The following is a 22,586-nucleotide window of genomic DNA, read 5'->3' as shown; positions in this document are numbered from 1 at the left end:
GGGCCCCGTCCGTGCCACGATGGCCGGGTGGAAGCCCTCGCCGACCTCGTGGCCTCGCTGCCGGCCGGCGTGGTCGTCACGGACCCCGCCACCGTCGCCGGATACCGCTTCGACTGGGCGCGGGACACCGCCGCGGGCACGCCCGTGGCGGTGGTGCGCGCCGAGGACGCCGCGCAGGTGCAGACCGCCGTGCGGTGGGCCGCGACGCACGGCGTCCCGGTGGTCCCGCGCGGCGCCGGGTCCGGGCTGTCCGGTGGCGCGAGCGCCGTCGACGGCGGCATCGTGCTGAGCCTGGAGCGGATGCGCGCGATCGAGGTCGACGCCGACTGCCAGGTGGCGGTGGTGGAGCCGGGTGCCCTCAACGCCGAGGTCAAGGCGGCGGTCCGCGAGCACGGCCTGTGGTACCCGCCCGACCCGTCGTCCTTCGAGATCTGCTCCATCGGCGGCAACGTCGCCACCAACGCCGGCGGGCTGTGCTGCGTCAAGTACGGCGTGACGACCGACTACGTCCTCGGCCTCGACGTCGTGCTCGCCGACGGCACGCTGGTGACCCTGGGCGGCAAGCGGATCAAGGACGTGGCCGGCCTGTCCCTCGTCAAGCTCTTCGTCGGCTCCGAGGGGACGCTCGGGATCGTCACCCGGGCGATCCTGCGACTGGTCCCGCTGCCGCTGCCCCCGGCGACGCTCGTGGCGTCCTTCCCCTCGGTCGTGGCCGCGGCCGCGGCCGTCGTCGCCGTACGCCGGACACTGCGCCCGTCGATGATGGAGCTGATGGACCGGGCCTCCATCAACGCCGTCGAGGACTTCTCGCCACGCGGGCTCGACCGGCGGGCCGGCGCCCTCCTCGTCGTGCAGTCCGACGCCCCCGGCGACGCCCGTACGGCGGAGGTCGTGGCCGTCGAGGCGGCGTGCACGGCCGCCGGCGCCACCGAGGTCGTCGTCACCGACGACCCGGCGGAGGGCGAGATGTTCGTCGCGGCGCGGCGTGCGGCGTTCCCGGCGGTCGAGGCCCGCGGCGCGCTGCTGCTGGAGGACGTCGGGGTGCCCGTGCCGCTGCTGCCGGACCTGCTCGCGGCCGTGACGGAGATCGGCGTGCGCCACGGCGTGGAGATCCCGACGGTCGCCCACGCGGGCGACGGCAACACCCATCCGATCATCGTCTACACCGCCGGTGACGCCGACTCCGAGCGTCGCGCCCGCGCCGCCTTCGACGACGTGCTGCGCGCGGCGATCCGGCTCGGCGGCACGATCACCGGCGAGCACGGCGTGGGCCGGACCAAGAAGGTCGCGCTGCCGGAGATGCTCGGCGACGACGTGATGGCGCTGACGCGGCGCATCAAGGACGCCCTCGACCCCGACGGCATCCTCAACCCCGGTGCGGTGCTCTGAGCGCGACCGGTTGGCTAGGTTCGGTCCCATGATCCGCGAGCGCCACCTCCTCGGTCCCGGTCCCTCGAACCCCTATCCCGAGGCGACCAGCGCCCTCGCCCAGCCGTTGCTCGGCCACCTCGACCCGGAGTTCCTCCGGATCATGGACGACACCTGCGAGATGCTGCGCACGGTGTGGGGCACGACCAACACGCGCACGCTCCCGCTCAGCGCCACCGGCTCGGCCGGCATGGAGGCGGCCTTCGTCAACACCGTCCATCCCGGTGACGTGGTGGTGGTGGCGGTCAACGGCCTGTTCGGGCAGCGGATGACCGACGTGGCCGCCCGCTGCGGCGCGGAGGTCGTCGCGGTGGAGCACGAGTGGGGTCACCCGGTCGACGTCGACCGGGTGCTGGCCGCGCATCCCGCGCCGGCCATCGTGGCCGCGGTGCACGCGGAGACCTCGACCGGTGTCCGCTCCGACATCGCCGCGCTCGGAGCGGCGCTCCGGGCGCAGGGCAGCGAGGCCCTGCTGCTGGTGGACGCCGTGACGTCGATCGGCGGCATCGAGGTGCGTGCCGACGACTGGGGCGTCGACGTCGCCTACGCCGGCACCCAGAAGTGCCTCGGCGTCGCGCCCGGGCTCGCGCCGTTCACCATCGGCGAGCGGGCCTTCGAGCGCCGGGTCGAGAAGCCGAGGTCGTGGTACCTCGACCTGGGCATGCTCGGCGGCTACGTCGGTGAGGCCGGGGTCCAGGGCGGTCAGCGGACCTACCACCACACGGCCCCCACGGCGATGGTCGCCAGCCTCCACGCCGGTCTCGCGCGCGTCCTCGACGAGGGGCTCGACGCCGTCTGGGCCCGCCACCGGGCCGCCGGCGAGGCCCTGCAGGCGGGGCTCGAGGACATGGGGCTCGAGCTGTTCGCGGCCGAGGGGAGCCGGCTGCCGCAGCTGACCACCGTGAAGGTGCCCGAAGGCGTCGACTCCGCCGCCGTCCGGCGCGAGCTCCTCGAGCGCCACGGCATCGAGATCGGCGCCGGCGCCGGGGCGTACGCCACGAGCGTGTGGCGGATCGGCCTGATGGGCCGCAACGCTCGGCCCGACACCGTGCTGCTGGTGCTCGCCGCGCTGCGGGAGGTGCTCGGTCGTGGCTGAGCGGATCCGGCTGCGCCCGATGACCCCGGAGGAGTACGCCGCCTACCGCGAGCGGTCCGAGCACGGGTACGCCGCGGAGATGGCGGCCTCCGGGCAGCTCGACGCGGACGCCGCCGCCAAGCGGGCCGCGGTCCAGCTCGCCGAGCTGCTGCCGGACGGACTGTCGAGCCCGGGGATGCACCTGTGGACCGCGCTCGACGGCGACACGGGCGACGCCGTCGGCGTCGGGTGGGTCGAGGTGCGCCGGCGGGCGGCCGGCGTGTCCGCGTGGATCTACGACGTCGAGGTCGTCGCGGGGCGCCGCGGCGAGGGCCTCGGCCGCGCCCTGATGGAGGCCCTCCACGAGGCGTCGCGGGACCTCGGGGCCACCACCATCGGGCTCAACGTCTTCGGCCACAACACGACGGCCATGCGGCTCTACGACTCGCTCGGCTACGGCGTGACGGCCCAGCAGATGAAGCGCGACCTCTAGGAGCGCACCCGTCGGACCGTCAGCCGAGGCGGTCGACCGCGATCTCGCCCAGCTCGAGCACCCCGGACCTCGGCGGGCGGACGTCGGTGAAGCTGACGTCGAGCACGGACACCGTCCGCCCGACCCGGCTCACCAGCACCCGCCGCCAGTCGGCGGACCCGCGGGAGAACCAGCCGACGAGCATCCCGGCGGACTCCTGACCGACCCGCGGCGGGAACCAGGCGCGGTTCTTGAGGCGTACGGCGCCGCCCTCGCCGTCGTCGGTGTCGACGTCGCCGACGCACCCCCTGCTGAAGTGCCGGTAGCGCTGCACGAGGGAGCGCGCCTGCCCGACGGAGGAGAACCGGACGACGTGGTGGTCGACCATCGACACGGAGCGGCGCCGGACGCTCGGGGAGAAGCTGGCCAGGATCACGCTGCTGCCGCGCACGACCTGCGCCTGGTCCTCGCACCCGCGTGGGGCGAAGACGGGCGAGCGCAGCACGATCCGCAGCGGGTCGAGGGTCTCGGGGTGGACCGACTCGACGTCGGCCCGGGTGAGCAGGTGCTCCCGCGTCACGGGCTCCGGGGCCGCGTCCGCCCGCCCCGCGGTCGCCGGTGCCACGACGGCTCCGACGAGCGCACCGAGGGTCACCAGCGCGACGACCCTCCCGACCACCCTTCCGACGATGGTCCTCGTGACGGTCCGCCGCATCGACCCAGCATGGCCCCGTGGCACGCCCACGCGCAACGGCTGCCGCGGCGGTGCGTGTCGTAGGGTGATCCGCGCTGAGCTTCCCCAGTCTTCAGTGACCCACGTGGCGGTGGGAGTTGGCCTGACCCGGTGAGGAGCACGCGTTGTACCTGAAGAGCCTGACCCTCAAGGGGTTCAAGTCCTTCGCGTCCTCGACGACCTTGCAGCTCGAGCCGGGCATCACCTGCATCGTCGGGCCCAACGGGTCGGGCAAGTCCAACGTGGTCGACGCGCTCGCCTGGGTCATGGGTGAGCAGGGCGCGAAGAGCCTGCGCGGCGGCAAGATGGAGGACGTCATCTTCGCCGGGACGTCCGGCCGGCCGCCGCTGGGCCGCGCCGAGGTGCAGCTGACCATCGACAACTCCGACGGCGCCCTGCCGATCGACTACGCCGAGGTCACGATCAGCCGGACGATGTTCCGCAACGGCGGCTCGGAGTACGCCATCAACGGGCAGTCCTGCCGGCTGCTCGACGTGCAGGAGCTGCTCAGCGACTCCGGCATCGGCCGCGAGATGCACGTGATCGTCGGCCAGGGCCAGCTCGACTCGATCCTGCACGCCACCCCCGAGGACCGACGCGGCTTCATCGAGGAGGCCGCGGGGGTGCTCAAGCACCGCAAGCGCAAGGAGAAGGCGCTCCGCAAGCTCGACGCCACCGACGGCAACCTGACCCGGCTGGCCGACCTGCTCTCCGAGATCCGCCGCCAGCTCAAGCCGCTCGGGCGCCAGGCGGAGGTCGCGCGCCAGGCCCAGACGGTCCAGGCCGACGTGCGCGACGCCCGCGCCCGCCTGCTCGCCGACGACCTCGTCACCGCCCGCACCGCGCTCGAGACCGAGCTCGCCGACGAGTCGGTGCTGCTCGAGCGCCGCGAGCAGGTGGAGGCGGAGATCGCGGCGGGCCGTGAGGAGGAGTCGCGGCTCGAGGCGGCGCTGCGCGACGACCTGCCGCGGCTCGCGGCCGCCCAGGAGACGTGGTTCGCGCTGTCCGGGCTCAAGGAGCGCCTCCGCGGGACCGCTTCGCTGGCCGACGAGCGGATCCGCAACGCCGCCGGGGCCGCCGAGGGCGACACCGTCGACTCCGGGCGCGACCCCGACGAGCTCGAGGAGCAGGCCGGCCGGGTCCGCCGGCAGGAGGCGGAGATCGCCGAGCAGGTCGAGCAGCAGCGCGCCGCCCTCGACGCCGCCGTCGTCGCCCGGCGCGCCGCCGAGGAGGCCGCCGCGCAGGAGGACAAGCGCATCGCCGGCCTCCAGCGCGCTGCCGCCGACAGGCGGGAGGGGCTGGCCCGGCTCACCGGCCAGGTCAACGCCCTCACGTCCCGCGCCGAGGCCGCCGACGCCGAGATCCGCCGCCTCACCGACGCCCGCGAGGACGCCGCCACCCGCGCCGAGCGCGCGCAGCGCGACTTCCTGGCGCTGGAGACCAAGGTCGCCGGCCTCGACGCGGGTGAGGAGGGCCTCGACTCCGAGCACGAGGAGGCCGTGGCGGTCCTCGACGACGTCGAGGAGCAGCTCGCCCGGGCGCGCGAGGACGCCCAGCGCGCCGACCGCGAGCGCGCCGGCCTGGTCGCTCGCCGCGACGCCCTGGAGATCGGGCTCAACCGCAAGGACGGCGCGGGCGCCCTGCTCGCCGCCACCGACAGCGTCGACGGACTGCTCGGCTCGGTCGCCGCGCTGCTCGACGTCGACCACGGCTTCGAGACCGCCGTCGCGGCCGCGCTCGGCACGGCCGCCGACGCCGTCGTCGTCACCGACGCCCACGCCGCCGTCGCGGCGATCACGCACCTCAAGGACGACGACCTCGGCCGAGCCGGGCTGGTGCTGGGCGGAGCCCCGGCCGGCGACCGCGACTGGCCCGGCCTGCCCGACGGCGCGACGTACGCCGTCGACGTGGTCGCCGCGCCCGACGACGTACGCCCCGCGCTGGTGCGGCTGCTGCACCGGGTCGCCGTGGTCGACGACCTCGCCGCCGCCCGGCGGCTGGTCGCCGAGCTGCCCGACGTGGTGGCCGTGACCCGCGAGGGTGACGTCCTCGGCTCCCACTTCGCGGCCGGTGGCTCCAGCAGCCAGCCGAGCCTCATCGAGGTGCAGGCCGCGGTCGACGAGGCCACGACGATGCTGGCCGACGCGACGGCCGCCACCGAGCGGCTCGGCTTCGAGATCTCCCGCCTCGAGGCGGCGCGCCACGACGCCCTCAAGCGGGTCGACGTGGCCCTCGCCAAGTTGCACGAGTCCGACGCCACCCTGGCCGCGGTGGCCGAGGAGCTCGGCCAGCACGGGTCCCAGGCGCGAGCCGCCAAGGGGGAGGCCGACCGGCTCGAGCGGGCCATCGTGACGGCGCGCGAGGCGCGCGAGGCCGACCTCGCCGGCCTCGCCGAGCTCGAGGCCCGGCTCGCGGCGGCCCAGGACGTGACCGACGAGGAGCCCGACACCTCCGACCGGGAGAAGCTCGCCGACGCCGCCCGCGAGGCCCGTCAGGGCGAGATGGACGCGCGCCTCGCCCTGCGCACCGCCGAGGAGCGCGCCCGCGCGCTGCACGGCCGCGCCGACTCGCTGCTCCGCGCCGCCCAGGCCGAGCGTGAGTCCCGCGCCCGCGCCGCCGAGCGCCGGGAGCGGCTGCTGCGCGAGGGACGTGCCGCCCGGGCGGTCGCCGTCGCCGTCCGCGTGGTGCTGCACCAGCTCGAGCGCTCCGTGATGCTGGCCGCCGACGAGCGCGCCGCGGTGGAGGAGTCGCGCCAGGGGAGCGAGCAGCGCCTGATGACGGTGCGCACCCGGCTGCGCGACCTCGGCCGTGAGCACGACGAGCTGGTCAGCTCCGTGCACCGCGACGAGATGGCCCGCACCCAGCAGCGGATGCGCATCGAGCAGCTGGAGGAGCGCGCGCTCGAGGAGCTGGGGCTCGACCCCGACGGCCTGGTCGCTGACTACGGCCCGGCCAACCCCGTCCCGTTCAGCGGCGAGGTGCCCGAGGGCGAGGAGGCGCCCGAGCCGGCGCCGTTCGTCCGCGAGGAGCAGGTCAAGCGGCTGCGCAGCGCCGAGCGGGCGCTGTCGATGCTCGGTCGGGTCAACCCGCTCGCGCTCGAGGAGTTCTCCGCGATGGAGGAGCGCCACAAGTTCCTCACCGAGCAGCTCGAGGACCTCAAGCGCACCCGCAAGGACCTCCTCGACATCGTCCGCGAGGTCGACGCCCGTGTGGAGCAGGTCTTCACCGAGGCCTACGCCGACGTCGAGAAGGCCTTCGACCAGACCTTCGCCCGGCTGTTCCCCGGCGGCGAGGGACGGCTCGTGCTCACCGACCCCGGCGACATGCTGGCGACCGGTGTCGAGGTCGAGGCCCGCCCGCCCGGCAAGAAGGTCAAGCGCCTCTCGCTGCTCTCCGGTGGCGAGCGCTCGCTGGTCGCGGTCGCCTTCCTGGTCGCCCTCTTCAAGGCGAGGCCGTCGCCGTTCTACATCCTCGACGAGGTCGAGGCCGCGCTCGACGACACCAACCTGGGCCGCCTGCTGCAGATCTACGAGGAGCTGCGCGAGAACTCCCAGCTCCTCGTGATCACGCACCAGAAGCGGACGATGGAGGTCGGCGACGCGCTCTACGGCGTCACGATGCGCGGCGACGGCGTCTCCGCGGTGATCTCGCAGCGGCTGGAGCGCGCCACGACGGCCTGAGCTCTGGCAGCATGGCGCCATGTCCTGGGCCTTCCTCGCCACCGCGCTGGTCATCGTCGCCACGCCCGGCACCGGCGCCGTCTTCACCATCGCGGCCGGTCTCGGCCGCGGACCGAGGGCCGCGGTCGTCGCGGCGCTGGCCTGCACCGTGGGCACGGTTCCGCACCTCGTCGCGGCGCTCACCGGGCTGGCGGCGGTGCTGCACGCCAGCGGCGTGGCCTTCGCGGTGCTGAAGTACCTCGGCGTGGCCTACCTGCTCTGGATGGCGTGGAGCACCTGGCGGCACCGTCGCGAGCCGATCACCGGCACGGACGAGCGCCCCGGCTCCGCCTGGAGCGTGATGGCGTCCGGGATCACCCTCAACCTGCTCAACCCCAAGCTGACGCTGTTCTTCTTCGCGTTCCTGCCCCAGTTCGTCCCGGCGTCCACCCCCCACGCCACCGGCCGGATGCTCGTGCTGAGCCTGGTCTTCATGGCGCTGACGTTCCTCGTCTTCGCGGCCTACGGCGTCTGCGCCGGGCTGCTGCGCGAGCGCGTGCTGGCGCGGCCCCGGCTCGTCGAGCGCATCCAGGGCTTCTTCGCCGCCGCCTTCGCCGCCCTCGGCCTCCGGCTGGCCTTCGAGTCGCGCTGAGCCACCTGCTCGGTGCGGCCGCCTGCTAGGCCGCCTGCTCGGTCCGGCCACCTGCTCGGGCCCGCCGACCCGGCTGGGAGGATGCGCGGCATGCCTCCTGAGCTGCCGACCCGGGCCGACTACGTCGCCTGGCGCACCGCCACCACCCGCTGGCGCGACGACGACGCCTACGGACACCTCAACAACGCCACCTACTACGAGCTGTTCGACACCGCGGTCAACGCCCACCTCTACGAGGCGACCGGCGTCGACGTCCGTGCCCTGCCCCAGATCGGGGTAGTCGCCGAGACCGGGTGCCGCTACTTCCGCGAGATCGGCTTCCCGGAGCCCGTCGAGATGGGCCTGGTCGTGGACAAGGTCGGCACCAGCTCGGTCGTCTACCGGATCGGGTTGTTCCAGGGGTCGTCCGACGAGGCGGCGGCCGAGGGGCGCTTCGTCCACGTCTACGTCGACAACTCCCGCGGCGCCGGGGACCGGCCGGTGGTCCCGATGCCCGACGTCGTCCGCGCGGCCGTCGTACCGCTGCTGCGGGAGGCGTGACGCCCGCCACGGCGACGCGCCGAGGTCCCTCGCCGGTGCCGGTCCGGCGGTCGGGGTGTGTCACGGTGGAGGTCCCTGCTCGAACCACCTGCTCGGACCACCTCGGAGGATCCCCGTGCTCGCGATCGTTGTGATGATGACCATCGGCGTGCTCGTCGCCGCTGCCGTGGCCGTCTACGTCGCCTACCCCCACCGTGGCGAGGAGATGCCCGTCGCGCCGCAGCTCGGCAGCGCGATGCGCAAGGGTGTCGACACGCTCCCGACGCTGGAGGACAGCGAGAGCCGGCAGTGAGCCGTCAGTGAGCCGCTCGTGACGCGGCCTCCGCCTCGTGGCGACCTCGGCGCGGCACCGCCGCTGGAGGGGCGGGGCCACTAGCCTGCCGACGTGACCGGTTCACGACCGGAGGTCCCGGTGAGCTACTGCGCCGCGTGCGACGCGATGGTGCACCGGCCGTTCCGCCCCGGCCCCGACGGGCGTCCCGGGGCGACATGCCCGCGGTGCGGCGGCCTGGAGCGGCACCGGTTCCTCTCCCTCCTGCTCGGGACGCTCGCTCCGCGGCTGCGCGACCTCGACCTGGTGGTCGAGATCGCGCCGTCGAAGCAGTCGACGCACCTGCTCGAGCGGCTGGGGGCGCGGAGGCGGATCAGCCTCGACGCCGGCTACGACGCCCGCGAGGTCGACGCCCTGGCCAGCATCGACCGGCTGCCGCTGCGCGACGGATCCGTCGACCTGCTCGTCTGCTACCACGTCCTCGAGCACGTGCCCGACGACGGCGCGGCGATGCGCGAGGTCGCCCGCGTGCTGAGTCCTCGCGGCATCGCGCTGCTCGAGGTCCCGATCAGGGTCGGTGTCGCGACGGAGGAGGACCTCGGGTGCTCGCCGGAGGAGTGCAAGCGCCGCTTCGGCCAGCGCGACCACGTCCGCTGGTACGGCGACGACTTCGACGACCGGCTCTCGGCCGCCGGACTCTCGTCGGTCCGGGTGACCCCGCCTGCGCTCCTGGGCGAGGCGGCCGTGCGGTGGTTCAGGCTGATGCCGCACGAGGTCGTCTGGATCGCGGGTCCGGGGCGGGGGACGGCCGCCCCGATGGTGGCCGGCGCGACCGCGTCGGGGCTGACCGCGGCCCTCGACGCCCTGCTCGCCGAGCTGGCGCACGTGCAGGACGGGTTCGAGCGGGCCCGCGCCCGCGGTGACCGCCTCGCGGCCACGCGCGACGCCCTGCGAGCCCGGCTCGAGGAGGTCACGCCGCGGCGACGGCACCGGGTGATCACCCGGCTGCAGCGCCTCACGCGCCTCTGAAAGGATGGCGCCATGGGTGACTGGCTCTATCTGATCATCGGCATCGCGGTCGTCGGCGTCATCACGCTCGCCGGGCTGCTGACCTCCGGGCGACGCCGTGGCGTCCAGCCGCCGGCCGGCGGCACGGACGTCATCGTCCCGCCCCCGAGCGACACCGACGTCGCCACCGAGGCGCCACCGGAGCCCGCGGTCGACACCACCGGGACCCTCGTCGAGGAGCCCCCGGCGATCGAGAAGCCGGAGAGCACGGCCTCGCGGCTGGTGCGCCTGCGGCAGCGGCTGTCGCGCTCGCAGGGCGGCCTGGGCAAGGGCCTGCTGGCGCTGCTGAGCCGTGACCGGCTCGACGAGGACACGTGGGAGGCGATCGAGGACACGCTCCTCACCGCCGACGTCGGCGTCGCCCCCACGCAGGCGTTGGTCGAGCGGCTGCGCACCCGGCTGCGGGTGGAGGGCGGCCAGGCGCTGGACACCCGGGCGGTGCTGCGCGAGGAGCTGATCGAGCTCGTCGGCACCGACATGGACCGCCGCGTCCAGGTGACCGGCACCGACGGCCGGCCCGGCGTCGTGCTGGTCGTGGGAGTCAACGGCGCCGGCAAGACCACCACCGTCGGCAAGATCGCCCGCATCCTCGTCGCCGAGGACCTCACGGTGACCCTCGGTGCGGCCGACACCTTCCGCGCCGCGGCCGTCGACCAGCTCGCGACCTGGGGCGAGCGTGTAGGCGTCGAGGTGGTGCGCGGCCCCGAGGGCGGCGACCCCGCCAGCGTCGCGTTCGAGGCGGTCAAGCACGGCACGGAGAACGGCATCGACACCGTCCTGGTCGACACCGCCGGCCGCCTGCAGAACAAGGCAGGCCTGATGGACGAGCTCGGCAAGGTCAAGCGCGTCATCGAGAAGCAGGCACCTGTCACCGAGGTGCTGCTGGTGCTCGACGCCACCACCGGCCAGAACGGCCTGATCCAGGCCCGGGTGTTCAGCGAGATCGTCGACGTCACCGGCATCGTCCTCACCAAGCTCGACGGGTCCGCCAAGGGCGGCATCGTCGTGCAGGTGCAGCGCGAGCTCGGCGTACCCGTCAAGCTCGTCGGACTCGGCGAGGGGCCCGACGACATGGCCCCCTTCGACCCCGCCGCCTTCGTCGACGCGCTCCTGGGCTGAGGGGCTGGGCGCTCGGCTGCTCCGCGGGCCGGACACGTGTCCGAGATGTTGCCCCGGGCGACCTCGGGCGAGGGCCAGAAGTCGGACACGTGTCCGCGACGCGGCCCCGGCCGACCCGGGCGAGGGTCACATCTCGGACACGTGTCCCAGCCGCCGCCCCAGGCGACCCCGGGCGAGGGCCACATCTCGGACACGTGTGAGGCGCCCCGGCCCCCGGCTCAGCGGCGGGCGAGGAGGAGGCGTACGGCGTCGTCGATCAGCGTCTCGGCGCGCTTGTCGAAGCTGTGCTCGGCGATGATCCGCGTCGCGATGCGGCGGCGGGTCTCGTTGTCGGGGAAGGCGTCGTAGGGCGGCTGCACGAGCCGGGCGAGCTCGTGCTCGTTGTCGAAGGGGAGCACCAGCCCGGAGAAGGTCTCCTCCAGGCCGTCGATGCGGTCGCTGAGGATCCGGGCACCGCACGCCGCGGCGTCGAAGAGCCGGTTGGAGGCGAAGCTGTCGCGGCGCATGTCGAGGTGGTGGTCGTTGAGGACGATGCCGGCCGAGGCGTAGAGGACGCCGACCTCCTCGTTGGCGACGCCACCGGACGCGATCTGGTCGCGCTCGACGAACTCGGTCCAGTCGTTGCCGTGGAGGGTGAGGTCCGCACCGATCGCGAGCGCGCTGCGCACGGCGTAGCGGTAGACGCCGCGCGAGTTGCCGACGAAGAGCAGGGCCGGACCGGTGTCGGGCTCCGCGCGGTCGGGGTGGAACCACCGGGTGTCGGTGCACTGCAGCAGCGGCTGGATGGGAGTGCCCCACTCCCTGGTCATCCGCGCCGACCAGGTGGTGCTCGCGGCGTAGACGAGGTCGAACCCGGCGACCTCCTCGGGCGCGAGCATGTCGGGGTGGCTGATGATCCACTCGACGTTGAGGAGCCCCGGACGCGGCGCGACCCGGTCGAGGCCGCGCAGCACGAGGAGCACGTCGTCGAAGTCGCGTGAGTCGCGCTCACGGGCGTCACGGCGGTCGACGGCCACGTGCTGCCCGCGGCGCTCGAGCGCGTCGGCCAGCGAGCGGGCGAAGTAGGTGTCGCCCCACCGGTCACCGCGCTGGGCGGCCGGCGCGGCGATGTCGACAGCCCACCGCAGGCGGGGCGGGGACTCGCGGATGCCGTCGACGGGGCGTACGACCAGCTCGGGCACCAGCACGGAGGGGGCCGTGCGGTCCTCGGGGTCGGCCGAGACCCGGCGGTTGCGCTGGTCGGTCACCTCGAGCCCGGCGCGGAGCAGCAGGTCGGGGGCCCGGTCGTCGTGCGCCCCGGGCACGCCGTCGGGCAGCGACTCGACGGACGCGCGCAGCGAGCCCATCGCCCCGATCAGCTCCTCGTCGCCGGCGTAGGGGGTGCGGGAGGTGATGACCGTGTCGGGCACGACCACCGACCGGCCGAGGCCGGCCCGTTCGGCCCGGAGCCCGAGGTCGGTCTCGGCGAGCACGGAGTGGAATCGCGGGCTGACCCCGCGCAGCGCCACGGCGGTGTCGGTGCGCAGCGCCACCAGGGGTGCGGCGGGGGCGGCCACGGTGCTCTGCCCGATGCGTACGGCGTCGCTGGTGGGCAGGCCGGCCAGGAACAGCTCCGGGTGCGGGTTGCCGCGGCTGAAGCGCGCGCCGGCACTCAGGACGACGCCGTCGAGGTCGACGACCAGCGGCTGCGCCGTCGCGACGTCCGGCTGGCGCACCACCTCGGCGAGGCGCTCGGCGATCGGCTGCCGCGGCGGCATCGCCTCGGGCCGGACCAGCAGCACGGTGCTGCCGGCGGCCTGCGCGATGCCGGCGTTGAGGGCCGCCGACATCGACACGGTGGCGGGGACGGAGACGAAGCGCGCCCCGGCGATGACCGCGGCGACGCTGGCAGCCAGCACGTGGTGCGCGCGGCGCAGCCGGACGCCGACGAGGATCAGCTCCGAGCCGTCCCGGGGCACCGAGCTGAGCCACTCGACGGTGCGTCGCGGCTCGGGACCCACCGGCAGCACGTGGCTGACGAGGTCCTCGGAGGTCTTGCGCGCCGCGACGGCGTCCCAGTCGACGAGCTGGCGCTCGAGGACGGCGGAGCGCCAGTCGTCGCCGAAGCCGTGGGGGACCGGGTCGGGCCGCCGGAGCACGGGTACGTCGACCGGCAGCGGCTCCTGGTCGCGCGTGAGCCGCAGCAGCAGGTCGCGCTCGACCGACGCGCCGAGGGTCTCGTCGAAGCCGCCGACGTCCTTGATGGCCGTCCGCCTCAGCAGGGCGGTGGCCAGGTCGACCGGGCGGCCGCCGACGAGCTCGAGCCGGGAACGGCCCACCGCCCCGACGCCCGCCAGCACGGCGGAGGAGCCGGAGTGGTGCGCGTGGGCGAGGAGCTCCTCGAGCATCTCCGGCAGCCACTCGCGGCCCAGCGGCAGGAAGGCGACGTGCTCGGCGGTGCTGTGCTCGAGGGCGACGTTGAGCGCTTGGGCGTGCCCGCACCGGCCCTCGCGGACCACGGTGACCCGGTCGTCGAAGGCGGCGACGCCCTGGAGGACGGCGGCGGTGTCGTCGAGGGAGCCGCGGTCGACCGCGACGAGGTGCCAGTCGGTGAGGGTCTGCGCCTGCAGCGACGCGACGGTCTGGTGGACCAGGGGGCCGGCGTCCTGGGCCGACATCACGACCGTCACGGCGGGGGAGGTGGTGAGCCGATCCGGCAGGGCGGGGGTGGGGCCGACGAGCTCGGGCCGCTCGAGGACCACCTCCGCGCGCCAGTCGGCGGCCGCGGCGATCGCGGCGGCGCGGTAGGTCGCCCAGGACACCTTCCGCGGCAGGATGCGGGTGGGCAGCGGCGTACCGCCGCCGGAGACCGAGAGCCAGTAGGACAGCGCGCCGTAGGGGTGGTGCCGGGCCTCGGGGTAGGCCGCGAAGATGATCCGCGGGTCGACCAGCGGGTGCGGCGAGATCCGGTTGCGGCGGCGCCGCTCGGAGACGTACCACAGCACCGGGTGCTGGCCCAGGCGCTGCCACGAGCGCCGCCGGCCGATCCACTGCGCCTCGAAGAGCGGGTGCGGGGAGACGTCACCGGCGGCCACGGCGGCACGCGCCGCCTCCTGCACCGTGGCGAACGTCGTGCCGAGCTGGGCGGCCACGTAGTCGGTGTCGACCAGCCCGGACGCGACCAGGACCTCGGTCGCGTCGTCGAGCCTCACCTGGTGGCGACGCTCACCGCGCATCGGAGTACCTCACGCGGGGGAACAGCGGCTCGAGGGCCAGCGGGGTCGGCAGCAGCCGCTCGGTGTCGCGCAGGGGGTAGTACTGCGCGGTCTCCTCGAGGAACTCCCGCACGCCGGCGAAGCGCTCGGGGAAGCGCCGCTCGCACAGCTCGAGCAGCCGCTTGGCGTCGAGGTTGTAGGGGTCGTAGCGCAGGGTGTCGATCTTGACGTAGGGCAGCCGGGCGTTGTCGAGGACCCGGTCGGCCAGGCTCCGCGCCGGGTTCCACGGCTCGTTGGCGCGCTCGCGCCACTCGCGGACCTCGGCGCGGGTGCGGGGGAAGTGCGAGCGGTGCGCCGCCCACCACCGCATCCGCTCCCGGGCGATGCGCCGGTCCTCGCTGGTCTCCACGAAGTAGGTGTCGGAGATGAACCCGGCCTCGTAGAGCCGTCGCGACATGCCGACCTCGTAGCGGCGGATCACCTGGCGCCGCTTGGAGATCGGCTCCATCTCCTCCCAGAAGGTGGTGAAGGCCCGCGAGCCCACCACCCAGGGCCGGAAGGCGATGAAGAACGACTGGATGTGCGGCGCGACGCGCTCGGCGCCCGTGAGCCCCCAGAAGTCGCACGGCCGGGTGTCCATCTCCGCGAACACCGGCGCGTAGGAGTCGAGGGCGAAGACGTAGGTGTCGTTGCACACCACCACCTCGTCGTACGCCGTGAGGTCGCCGGCCGCGTCGAGGCCGACCTTGTAGCTGAAGAAGTCGTAGCCGTAGTTGGCGCGCTCGACCACCACCGCGCGCTCGGACAGCCAGGCGCGGGCGGAGTCCTGCAGCTGGGCGGTCGTGCAGACCAGCAGGGTGTCCACCGAGGCGGCCAGCGCCTCCACCTGCCCACGCACGTGCGGTCGCAGCTCCCCGGCGACGTCGTAGTGCGCCATCACGGCCAGTCTGGACACGGCCGAACCCTAACAAGGCGGGCTCCCGGGCAGACCTGTTCACACACCCGTAACACGACGGCCTATTCCGTTGCCTGCGCGCAACATCCGTCGCGGCCCCGCGAAACCTCCTCGCCGCAGGCTTCCGACGAACGAGTGGACCCCTGCATGACACCGGCGTCATGGCCCAGGCGGACCGCACCCGTACGTTTCCTGGAGGTTCTGTGGACGGCTATTACGCCTTCATGCTGGTGGCGACTGCCTTCGTCCTGATGATGACGGTGCCCGCACTGGCCCTGTTCTACGGCGGCATGTCCCGGTCGAAGTCCGTGCTCAACATGATGATGATGTCGTTCATCGCGGCCGCCATCGTCGGCATCCTGTACGTCGCCGTCGGGTGGTCGATGGGCTTCGGCGGGGACGGCACCTTCTTCGCCAACCCGTTCGAGCTGCTGTGGCTCGACGGCGTCACCACCGACAACTACATCTACGTCATGTTCCAAATGACGTTCGCGATCATCACCGCAGCGCTGATCAGCGGCGCGGTGGCCGACCGGCTCAAGTTCTCCGCCTGGCTGGTCTTCCTCCCGCTGTGGGCGGTCATCGTCTACTTCCCGATGGCCCACATGGTCTTCAGCTGCACCGACGACTCGCTCATCTGCGGCCGCATCGGTGCCCAGGACTACGCGGGCGGCACGGCCGTCCACATCAACGCCGGCGTCGCGGCCCTCGTGCTGGTCCTCCTGCTCGGCAAGCGCATCGGCTGGCCGCGCGAGCAGATGCGCCCGCACAACCTCACCCTCACCATGCTCGGCGCGGGCATGCTCTGGCTCGGCTGGTACGGCTTCAACGTCGGCTCGATCGTCTTCGGCACCACCTTCGACGAGGACCCCGACGCCTTCCTCTCGCAGTTCTACTCCGAGACCGGCCGCACCTTCGCCAACACCACCCTGGCCACCTTCGCCGCGATCCTCGGCTGGCTGCTCATCGAGCGCCTCCTGCACGGCAAGGCCACCTCGCTCGGTGCGGCCTCCGGCATCGTCGCCGGCCTGGTCGCGATCACCCCCGCCGCGGGTGCCGTCGACATCGGCGGCGCGGTGGCCATCGGCGCCGTGGCCGGCGCGGTCTGCGCCTGGGCCGTCGGCCTGAAGTACAAGCTCGGCTACGACGACTCCCTCGACGTGGTCGGCGTGCACCTCGTCGGTGGCGTCATCGGCACCCTGCTCATCGGTGTCTTCTCCACCGCTGAGGGCGCCGGCGGCGTCGACGGGCTCATCAACGGCGGCGGGTTCGGCTCGCTGGGCGACCAGACCCTCGGTGTCCTGGTGGCCGTCGTCTACTCCGGTGTCCTCACCGCCGTCATCGCCCTGGCCATCAAGTACACGATCGGCCTGCGCCTCGACGAGGAGGACGAGGTCAACGGCATCGACCTCGTCGCCCACGGGGAGTCGGCCTACGACCTGCACAGCGGCACCAGCGGCGGCAGCAGCAGCGTCCTCGCTGCCTCCACCGTCCCGGCCGCGACGACCACCAAGACTGAAGGAGCCAGCGCATGAAGCTCGTGACCGCGGTCATCAAGCCGCACAAGTGGGAGGACGTCCGCGAGGCGCTCGAGACCTTCGGCGTCGCCGGGATGACGGTGTCCGAGGTGAGCGGCTACGGCCGTCAGAAGGGCCACACCGAGGTCTACCGCGGTGCCGAGTACGACATCGCGCTCGTGCCCAAGATCCGCATCGAGATCGTCGTCGACGACGCCGACTCCGACGACGTCGTCGGGATCATCGTCAAGACCGCGCAGACCGGTCGCATCGGCGACGGCAAGGTGTGGGTCAGCCCGGTCGAGACCGTCGTGAGGGTCCGCACCGGCGAGCAGGACGCGTCCGCGCTCTGATGGTGCTCGTCTCGGGACCAGCCGCGTGAGCGCAGCAGGACGACAGACCAGGGCCACCTCGGCCGACGAGCTCTGCCGCGAGGCGTACGCCGCCTCCGGCGGGCCCGCCTCCGGGGTGGCCCTGGTCGCCGTCGGCGGCTACGGACGCGGCGAGCTCGCGCCGCACTCCGACCTCGACGTGGTGCTCGTGCACGACGACGACGTCGAGATCGGTGAGCTGGGCAGCTCGCTGTGGTACCCGCTGTGGGACTCCGGGCGCCGCCTCGACCACTCGGTGCGCTCGATGAGCGAGGTGCTCGAGGCCGCGGCCGACCTCCGGGTGGCGCTCGGCCTCCTCGATGCCCGGCACCTCGCCGGCGACCCCGGCCTGAGCCTGCGGCTGCGCACGACCATGCTGGCCGACTGGCGGCGCCAGGCCCGCACCCGGCTGCCGGACCTCCGGGCGATGACCCGCAAGCGCCACGGCGTCACCGGCGAGCTCGCGCACGTGGCGGTGCCCGACGTGAAGGAGGCCGAGGGCGGCCTCCGTGACGCCGGCGTGCTCAAGGCCATCGAGGCCAGCTGGCTGGTGGACGCCTCGACGCCGGCGCTCGAGACCGCGCGCCTGATGCTGCTCGACGTCCGCGACGAGGTGCACGACCTCGCCGGGCGGCCCAGCGACCGGATCGCCCCGGAGATGTGGGGCCCGCTGGCCGAGCGGCTGGACCTGGCCGACGCCGAGGCCGCCCAGCGCCACGTGCGCTCCCTGGGCCGCCGGATCGGCCACCTTTCGCGCCTGGCGTGGCGGCGCACCGACGCGGTGCTGGTCCGCCCGACGGGGGAGAAGGGGCGTCGCACGCCCGCCCTCGAACGCGTCGCCCCCGGCATCGCCCTCTCGCGCGGCGAGGTCGTGCTGGACGCAGGCACCCGGCCGGGTGACGACCCGACCCTGCTGCTGCGGGCCGCCGCGGAGGCGGCCGGGCGAAACGCCGTGCTGGCGCCCACGACCGCCGCCCGGCTGGTCCGCGAGGGCGCGGAGCTCCCGGTGCCTTGGCCGGCGCCCGCGCGCGACGCCCTGGTCCGGCTGCTCGCCAGCGGCCCCGCCCTGCTGCCCGTGTGGGAGACCCTCGACGAGGTGGAGGGCATCGCCACCTTCCTCCCCGAGTGGGAGCAGATCCGCCTGCTGCCCCACGCCTCGGCCATCCACCGCTTCACCGTCGACCGCCACGTGGTCGAGACCTGCGCCGAGGCGGGCGCGCTGATCCGGGGCGTCCGGCGGCCCGACCTCCTGCTGGTCGCGGCACTGCTCCACGACATCGGCAAGGGCTCGCTCCACGACCACTCGGTCGCCGGGGAGCCGGTAGCCCGCAAGGTCGTCGCCCGGATGGGCTTCACCGACCTCGACTCCGAGGTGGTGGCGTCCCTCGTGCGCTGGCACCTCCTGCTGGCCGACCTCGCGACCACGCGCGACCCGGACGACCCGGCGACCACCGCGGAGCTGCTCACGCACGTGCCCGACGCCGCGAGCCTGGAGCTCCTGCGCGCCCTCACCGAGGCCGACGCGCGGGCGGCGTCGCCCGCCGCGTGGACCTCCTGGCGCGCCTCGCTGGTCGACCGTCTCGTGTCGCGCGCCGCGCACGCGCTCGGCGCCGAGATCGCCCACGTCGTCCCCGTCGAGTCGCTGCCGGTGCCGGACGTCGTACGCCGCGAGGCCGGGGCGGTGTCGGTCGAGATCACCCCGCACGAGGTGGGCGCGACCGTCACGGTCATCGCCGCCGACCGCGTGGGGCTGCTCGCCGCCGTTGCGGGCGGGCTCGCCGCCATGCGGGTGCCGGTGCACGCCGCCCGCGCCTGGTCGCAGGTCGACGGCGAGGGGGAGTGGGGCGTCAGCGCCTGGGAGGTTCCCGACGCCTACCTCGACCCCGCCGTGGTGCGCGAGCGGATCCGCCGGGTCGTCGAGGGCACCCAGCAGCTGCCCGACCTCCCGCCCCGGCGGGAGGACGAGCTGCCGCCGATCGTGGAGGTCCGACCGGACGCCTCGCGCGCCTCGCTCGTGCTCGAGATCCGCACCTCCGACCGTCCCGGCGTCGTCCACCGGGTGCTCACCACCCTGGCCGGGCTCGGGCTCACCGTCGCCTCCGCGCACGTCTCCACGCTGGGCCCGCAGGCGGTCGACGTGTTCTACGTCCAGGAGGTGGGCGGGGTGCGCCCCTCGGAGGAGAGGGCGGCGGCCGCGGCCCACGCCGTCCGCACCGCGCTCGGCGGCTGAGCCGCGCTCCGCCCCGTGTGGCCGTCGAGGCTGTCCGGGCGGGGTCGGGCCGTTAGTCTTGGTCGTCGTACCACCCCTGACTCCACCTCTGACGACAGCCCTGACTCAGCCACCGATGCGAGGGACAGACCCACACCGTGTTCGCCACACTCTCCGACCGCCTTGCCGACACCTTCAAGAACCTCCGCGGCAAGGGCCGGCTCTCCGAGGCCGACATCGACGCCACCGCGCGCGAGATCCGCATCGCGCTGCTCGAGGCCGACGTCGCGCTGCCGGTCGTCAAGGAGTTCGTCGGTGCGGTGAAGGAGCGGGCCCGCTCCGAGGAGGTCAGCGGCGCCCTCAACCCCGCGCAGCAGATCATCAAGATCGTCCACGACGAGCTCGTCACCATCCTCGGCGGCGAGACCCGGCGGCTGCGCTACGCCAAGTCCGGCCCCACCGTGATCATGCTGGCCGGCCTCCAGGGCGCCGGCAAGACGACCCTCGCCGCCAAGCTCGCGCTGTGGCTGAAGGACCAGGACAAGACGCCGCTGCTCGTCGCGGCCGACCTGCAGCGGCCCAACGCCGTCCAGCAGCTCCAGGTCAACGGTGAGCGCGTCGGCGTCCCCGTCTTCGCCCCCGAGCCGGGCAACGGCACCGGCAACCCGGTGGACGTCGCGCGGGCCTCCATCGAGGAGGCCAGGCGCCGGCTCCACGACGTGGTGATCATCGACACCGCCGGCCGGCTCGGTGTCGACGAGACGCTCATGCAGCAGGCCGCCGACATCCGCGACGCCGTGCAGCCCGACGAGGTGCTCTTCGTCGTCGACGCGATGATCGGCCAGGACGCGGTCACCACCGCGCAGGCCTTCCTCGACGGCGTCGGCTACGACGGCGTCGTGCTCACCAAGCTCGACGGCGACGCCCGCGGCGGTGCGGCGCTCTCGATCCGCTCGATCACCGGCAAGCCGGTCATGTTCGCCTCGAGCGGCGAGAAGATGACCGACTTCGACCTCTTCCACCCCGACCGGATGGCCTCGCGCATCCTCGACATGGGCGACATGCTCACCCTGATCGAGCAGGCGGAGAAGGCCTTCGACTCCGAGCAGGCCATGAAGGCCGCGGAGAAGCTCGGCACCAAGGGCGGCTTCACGCTGGAGGACTTCCTCCAGCAGATGATGCAGATCCGCAAGCTCGGCTCGATGACCAAGATCATGGGGATGCTGCCGGGCATGGGGCAGTTCCGCGACCAGCTCGAGAACTTCGACGAGCGCGAGATCGACCGCATCCAGGCGATCATCCAGTCGATGACCCCCGCCGAGCGGGAGAACCCCAAGATCATCGACGGCTCGCGCCGCGCCCGCATCGCCAAGGGCTCGGGCCGCCAGGTCAGCGACGTCAACCAGCTCGTCGACCGCTTCTTCGAGGCGCGCAAGATGATGGAGCAGATGGCCCGCGGCGGCGGCGTGCCCGGGATGCCCGGGATGCCCGGGATGCCGGGCCTCGGCGGCGGCAAGCGCTCCGGCGGTCGTCAGCCGGCGCAGGCCAAGGCCAAGAAGGGCAAGAAGCGGGTCTCCGGCAACCCGGCGAAGGCGGCCCAGCAGAAGGCGGCCGAGAAGGCCGCCGCGAGCGAGAAGGCGGCCAACCCGTTCGGCAACCCCGACGGCGCGGACATCGACTACGAGAAGGCCGCCGAGCAGCTCAACCTCCCGAAGGACTTCTCCCAGTTCCTCAAGTGAGCTCGGTCCTGGTCGTCGACGGCGCCAACGTCGTCGGCTCCGTTCCCGACGGCTGGTGGAAGGACCGCGCCGGCGCGGCCCGTCGCCTGCACGAGCGGCTGCTGGTGGGCGACACGTCGTACGACGAGGTGGTGCTGGTCCTCGAGGGCCAGGCCAAGGCGGGCGTGAGGGCCGGCCGCGACGCCCACGTCACCACCGTGCACGCGGCGCGCGACGGTGACGCCGAGATCCGGTCGCAGGCGAGCCGCGCGGCCGGGCGAGGTGCCCACGTGGTCGTGGTGACCGCGGACCGCGCGCTGGCCGCCAACGTGTCCCCGGCGCAGGTGCTCAGCCCCTCCTGGCTGCTGGACCGGATCTGAGCGGAGCCGGTCAGTCGCCGGCGGTGACCATCGCGACGGCCATCGTCACGGCACCGACCACCTCCGCGCGCTCACCCAGGCGGCCGGGGCACACCTGCAGGGCCGCGGCGGTGGCGGGCTGCGCGTAGCGGTCCACCGCGCGGCGTACGCCCTCGACGACCGAGGCGGCACCGCCGAGCGGCCCGCCGATGACGACCATCGAGGGGTTGAGGTGGTTGCTGAGGTCGGCCAGCGCCCGGCCGATCGTGGCGCCCGCGTCGGACAGCACGCGGCGTACGCCGGCGTCGCCGGTCGCCTCGAGCTCCAGCACGCGGGCGATGGTGAGGTCCTCGTCGTGGGCCGGCTGCAGGACGTGCAGGAGGCGCCGGGCCGAGACCCGTGTCTCCAGGCACCCCCGGTTGCCGCAGCGGCACACCTCCCCGTCCTCGCCGATCTGCACGTGGCCGAGCTCGCCCGCCATGCCGGTGGCACCGCGGTGCACCCGTCCCCCGAGGACCAGCCCGGAGCCCACGCCGCTGGCGAGCTTGACGTAGACCACGTCGTGGTGGCCGCGGGCCGCCCCGTGGCGGACCTCGGCCAGGGCGCCGAGGTTGGCGTCGTTGTCGACGATGACCGGCGCCTCGATCCGGCGCCCGAGCTCGGCGGCGGGGTTGATGCCGCGCCAGCCCGGGAGGATGCCGGTGCTCACCATGCTGGTCTCCCGGTCGATCGGTGCCGGCACGCACATGCCGGCGGCGTGCACCTGGCTCGGGTCCAGTCCGGCGTCGGCCAGCGTGGAGCGGATCATCGCGGCCGCCAGGTCGAGCGTCGCGGGTCCGGCGGCATCGACGTCGACGCGGCGCACGGACTCGGCCAGGACGTCCCCCGTCGGCCCGGCGGCGGCGACCCGGACGTGCCCGTGGCCGATGTCGACGCCCACCACGCCGCCGGGGGGAGTGGCGAGCTCGACCAGCAGGGGCGGCCGGCCGGAGCCGCCCTTGTGGGCGCGGCCGACGGTGGTCTCGCGGACGTGACCGGCCTCGAGCAGCTCGGTGACCAGGCTGGAGACGGTGGAGGCGGACAGGCCGCTCGCGCGGGCCAGCTGCGCGCGGCTCTGCGGGCCCTCCGTCACGAGGTGGCCGAGGACGGTCCGGCGGTTGGCCCGGCGGAGGTCGTCGAGCGAGCCGCCGCGGGTGCGGACCGGGTGTGCGGGCACGGCCACCTCTTCCTGCGGGCTCCGGACGAA

Annotated in this window: 18 protein-coding genes; 14 read left to right on the top strand and 4 right to left on the bottom strand. The window is 74.0% G+C overall.

What is annotated here, in order from left to right; translation table 11 throughout:
* Positions 1 to 27: 27 nt before the first annotated feature.
* The 3 genes from HN031_RS00295 to HN031_RS22095 are packed head-to-tail and all read left to right on the top strand — an operon-like array spanning position 28 to position 2,996.
* Positions 28 to 1,389, top strand: a complete 1,362-nt coding sequence (locus HN031_RS00295) for an FAD-binding oxidoreductase (protein WP_367650607.1) — start codon at positions 28 to 30, stop codon at positions 1,387 to 1,389.
* A gap of 28 nt (positions 1,390 to 1,417) precedes the next feature.
* Positions 1,418 to 2,524: an alanine--glyoxylate aminotransferase family protein gene (locus HN031_RS00290; protein ID WP_172264710.1), complete on the top strand. Its 1,107-nt coding sequence runs from the start codon at positions 1,418 to 1,420 to the stop codon at positions 2,522 to 2,524.
* Positions 2,517 to 2,996: a GNAT family N-acetyltransferase gene (locus HN031_RS22095; protein ID WP_172264707.1), complete on the top strand. Its 480-nt coding sequence runs from the start codon at positions 2,517 to 2,519 to the stop codon at positions 2,994 to 2,996. Before HN031_RS00290 ends, HN031_RS22095 begins: the two co-directional genes overlap by 8 nt.
* A 19-nt stretch (positions 2,997 to 3,015) precedes the next feature.
* On the opposite strand, the gene HN031_RS00280 is transcribed toward HN031_RS22095, so the two are convergent.
* Positions 3,016 to 3,690 (bottom strand): hypothetical protein, encoded by a 675-nt coding sequence (locus HN031_RS00280; RefSeq protein ID WP_172264704.1) that lies wholly within the window; start codon positions 3,688 to 3,690, stop codon positions 3,016 to 3,018.
* 143 nt (positions 3,691 to 3,833) lie between these two features.
* Here HN031_RS00280 and smc point away from each other — a divergent pair, with 143 nt between their 5' ends.
* The 6 genes from smc (at position 3,834) to ftsY (ending at position 11,017) form a co-directional block, all read left to right on the top strand.
* The gene (gene smc / locus HN031_RS00275; RefSeq protein ID WP_172264701.1) at positions 3,834 to 7,388 is read left to right on the top strand and encodes a chromosome segregation protein SMC; all 3,555 of its coding nucleotides are present in this window, start codon (positions 3,834 to 3,836) and stop codon (positions 7,386 to 7,388) included.
* A 19-nt stretch (positions 7,389 to 7,407) separates the two neighbouring features.
* Positions 7,408 to 8,019, top strand: coding sequence for a LysE family translocator (locus HN031_RS00270; RefSeq protein ID WP_172264698.1), 612 nt, complete (start codon positions 7,408 to 7,410; stop codon positions 8,017 to 8,019).
* Positions 8,020 to 8,109: 90 nt separating this feature from the next.
* Positions 8,110 to 8,559, top strand: a complete 450-nt coding sequence (locus tag HN031_RS00265; RefSeq protein ID WP_172264695.1) for a thioesterase family protein — start codon at positions 8,110 to 8,112, stop codon at positions 8,557 to 8,559.
* Positions 8,560 to 8,674: 115 nt separating this feature from the next.
* Positions 8,675 to 8,851, top strand: a complete 177-nt coding sequence (locus HN031_RS00260; protein ID WP_172264693.1) for a hypothetical protein — start codon at positions 8,675 to 8,677, stop codon at positions 8,849 to 8,851.
* A 93-nt stretch (positions 8,852 to 8,944) separates the two neighbouring features.
* Positions 8,945 to 9,859: a class I SAM-dependent methyltransferase gene (locus HN031_RS00255; protein ID WP_172264691.1), complete on the top strand. Its 915-nt coding sequence runs from the start codon at positions 8,945 to 8,947 to the stop codon at positions 9,857 to 9,859.
* Positions 9,860 to 9,871: 12 nt separating this feature from the next.
* Positions 9,872 to 11,017 (top strand): signal recognition particle-docking protein FtsY, encoded by a 1,146-nt coding sequence (ftsY, locus tag HN031_RS00250; protein WP_172264689.1) that lies wholly within the window; start codon positions 9,872 to 9,874, stop codon positions 11,015 to 11,017.
* Between the two features lie 218 nt (positions 11,018 to 11,235).
* Here the strand turns inward: ftsY and HN031_RS00245 are convergent, their stop codons facing one another.
* Together HN031_RS00245 and HN031_RS00240 are read right to left on the bottom strand one after the other, a co-directional pair.
* On the bottom strand, positions 11,236 to 14,232 hold the full coding sequence (locus HN031_RS00245; RefSeq protein ID WP_172264687.1) for a glycosyltransferase: 2,997 nt from the start codon (positions 14,230 to 14,232) through the stop codon (positions 11,236 to 11,238).
* On the bottom strand, positions 14,222 to 15,166 hold the full coding sequence (locus HN031_RS00240) for a rhamnan synthesis F family protein (RefSeq protein WP_172264684.1): 945 nt from the start codon (positions 15,164 to 15,166) through the stop codon (positions 14,222 to 14,224). The genes HN031_RS00245 and HN031_RS00240 overlap by 11 nt, the downstream gene beginning before the upstream one ends.
* A 203-nt stretch (positions 15,167 to 15,369) precedes the next feature.
* Here HN031_RS00240 and HN031_RS00235 point away from each other — a divergent pair, with 203 nt between their 5' ends.
* The 5 genes from HN031_RS00235 (at position 15,370) to HN031_RS00215 (ending at position 21,361) form a co-directional block, all read left to right on the top strand.
* Complete coding sequence (locus HN031_RS00235; protein WP_322425563.1) at positions 15,370 to 16,701, top strand: ammonium transporter; 1,332 nt, start codon at positions 15,370 to 15,372, stop codon at positions 16,699 to 16,701.
* Positions 16,698 to 17,036 carry a P-II family nitrogen regulator gene (locus tag HN031_RS00230; RefSeq protein WP_135840769.1) on the top strand — a complete coding sequence of 113 codons (339 nt, stop codon included), beginning with the start codon at positions 16,698 to 16,700 and terminating at the stop codon, positions 17,034 to 17,036. The genes HN031_RS00235 and HN031_RS00230 overlap by 4 nt, the downstream gene beginning before the upstream one ends.
* A gap of 25 nt (positions 17,037 to 17,061) precedes the next feature.
* The gene (locus HN031_RS00225) at positions 17,062 to 19,284 is read left to right on the top strand and encodes a [protein-PII] uridylyltransferase (RefSeq protein ID WP_172264679.1); all 2,223 of its coding nucleotides are present in this window, start codon (positions 17,062 to 17,064) and stop codon (positions 19,282 to 19,284) included.
* Between the two features lie 137 nt (positions 19,285 to 19,421).
* The gene (gene ffh / locus HN031_RS00220) at positions 19,422 to 21,002 is read left to right on the top strand and encodes a signal recognition particle protein (protein WP_172264677.1); all 1,581 of its coding nucleotides are present in this window, start codon (positions 19,422 to 19,424) and stop codon (positions 21,000 to 21,002) included.
* Entirely contained in the window at positions 20,999 to 21,361 is a 363-nt protein-coding gene (locus HN031_RS00215) for a hypothetical protein (protein WP_172264674.1), read from the top strand. The genes ffh and HN031_RS00215 overlap by 4 nt, the downstream gene beginning before the upstream one ends.
* A 10-nt stretch (positions 21,362 to 21,371) precedes the next feature.
* On the opposite strand, the gene HN031_RS00210 is transcribed toward HN031_RS00215, so the two are convergent.
* On the bottom strand, positions 21,372 to 22,556 hold the full coding sequence (locus HN031_RS00210; protein WP_172264671.1) for an ROK family transcriptional regulator: 1,185 nt from the start codon (positions 22,554 to 22,556) through the stop codon (positions 21,372 to 21,374).
* Positions 22,557 to 22,586: the final 30 nt, after the last annotated feature.

Source organism: Nocardioides sp. zg-1308 (genome assembly GCF_013155375.1).
Lineage (GTDB): Bacteria > Actinomycetota > Actinomycetes > Propionibacteriales > Nocardioidaceae > Nocardioides > Nocardioides renjunii.
The sequence above is the reverse complement of the archived record's forward strand: the minus strand, read 5'-3'. Positions and strand labels throughout refer to the sequence as shown.

Bases quoted from the DNA above. Each gene is read 5' to 3' on its own strand.
- HN031_RS00270 (WP_172264698.1), top strand. From the start codon at position 7,408: ATGTCCTGGGCCTTCCTCGCCACCGCGCTGGTCATCGTCGCCACGCCC.
- HN031_RS00290 (WP_172264710.1), top strand. From the start codon at position 1,418: ATGATCCGCGAGCGCCACCTCCTCGGTCCCGGTCCCTCGAACCCCTAT.
- HN031_RS00230 (WP_135840769.1), top strand. From the start codon at position 16,698: ATGAAGCTCGTGACCGCGGTCATCAAGCCGCACAAGTGGGAGGACGTC.
- HN031_RS00265 (WP_172264695.1), top strand. From the start codon at position 8,110: ATGCCTCCTGAGCTGCCGACCCGGGCCGACTACGTCGCCTGGCGCACC.
- HN031_RS00245 (WP_172264687.1), bottom strand. From the start codon at position 14,232: ATGCGCGGTGAGCGTCGCCACCAGGTGAGGCTCGACGACGCGACCGAG.
- HN031_RS00280 (WP_172264704.1), bottom strand. From the start codon at position 3,690: ATGCGGCGGACCGTCACGAGGACCATCGTCGGAAGGGTGGTCGGGAGG.
- ftsY (WP_172264689.1), top strand. From the start codon at position 9,872: ATGGGTGACTGGCTCTATCTGATCATCGGCATCGCGGTCGTCGGCGTC.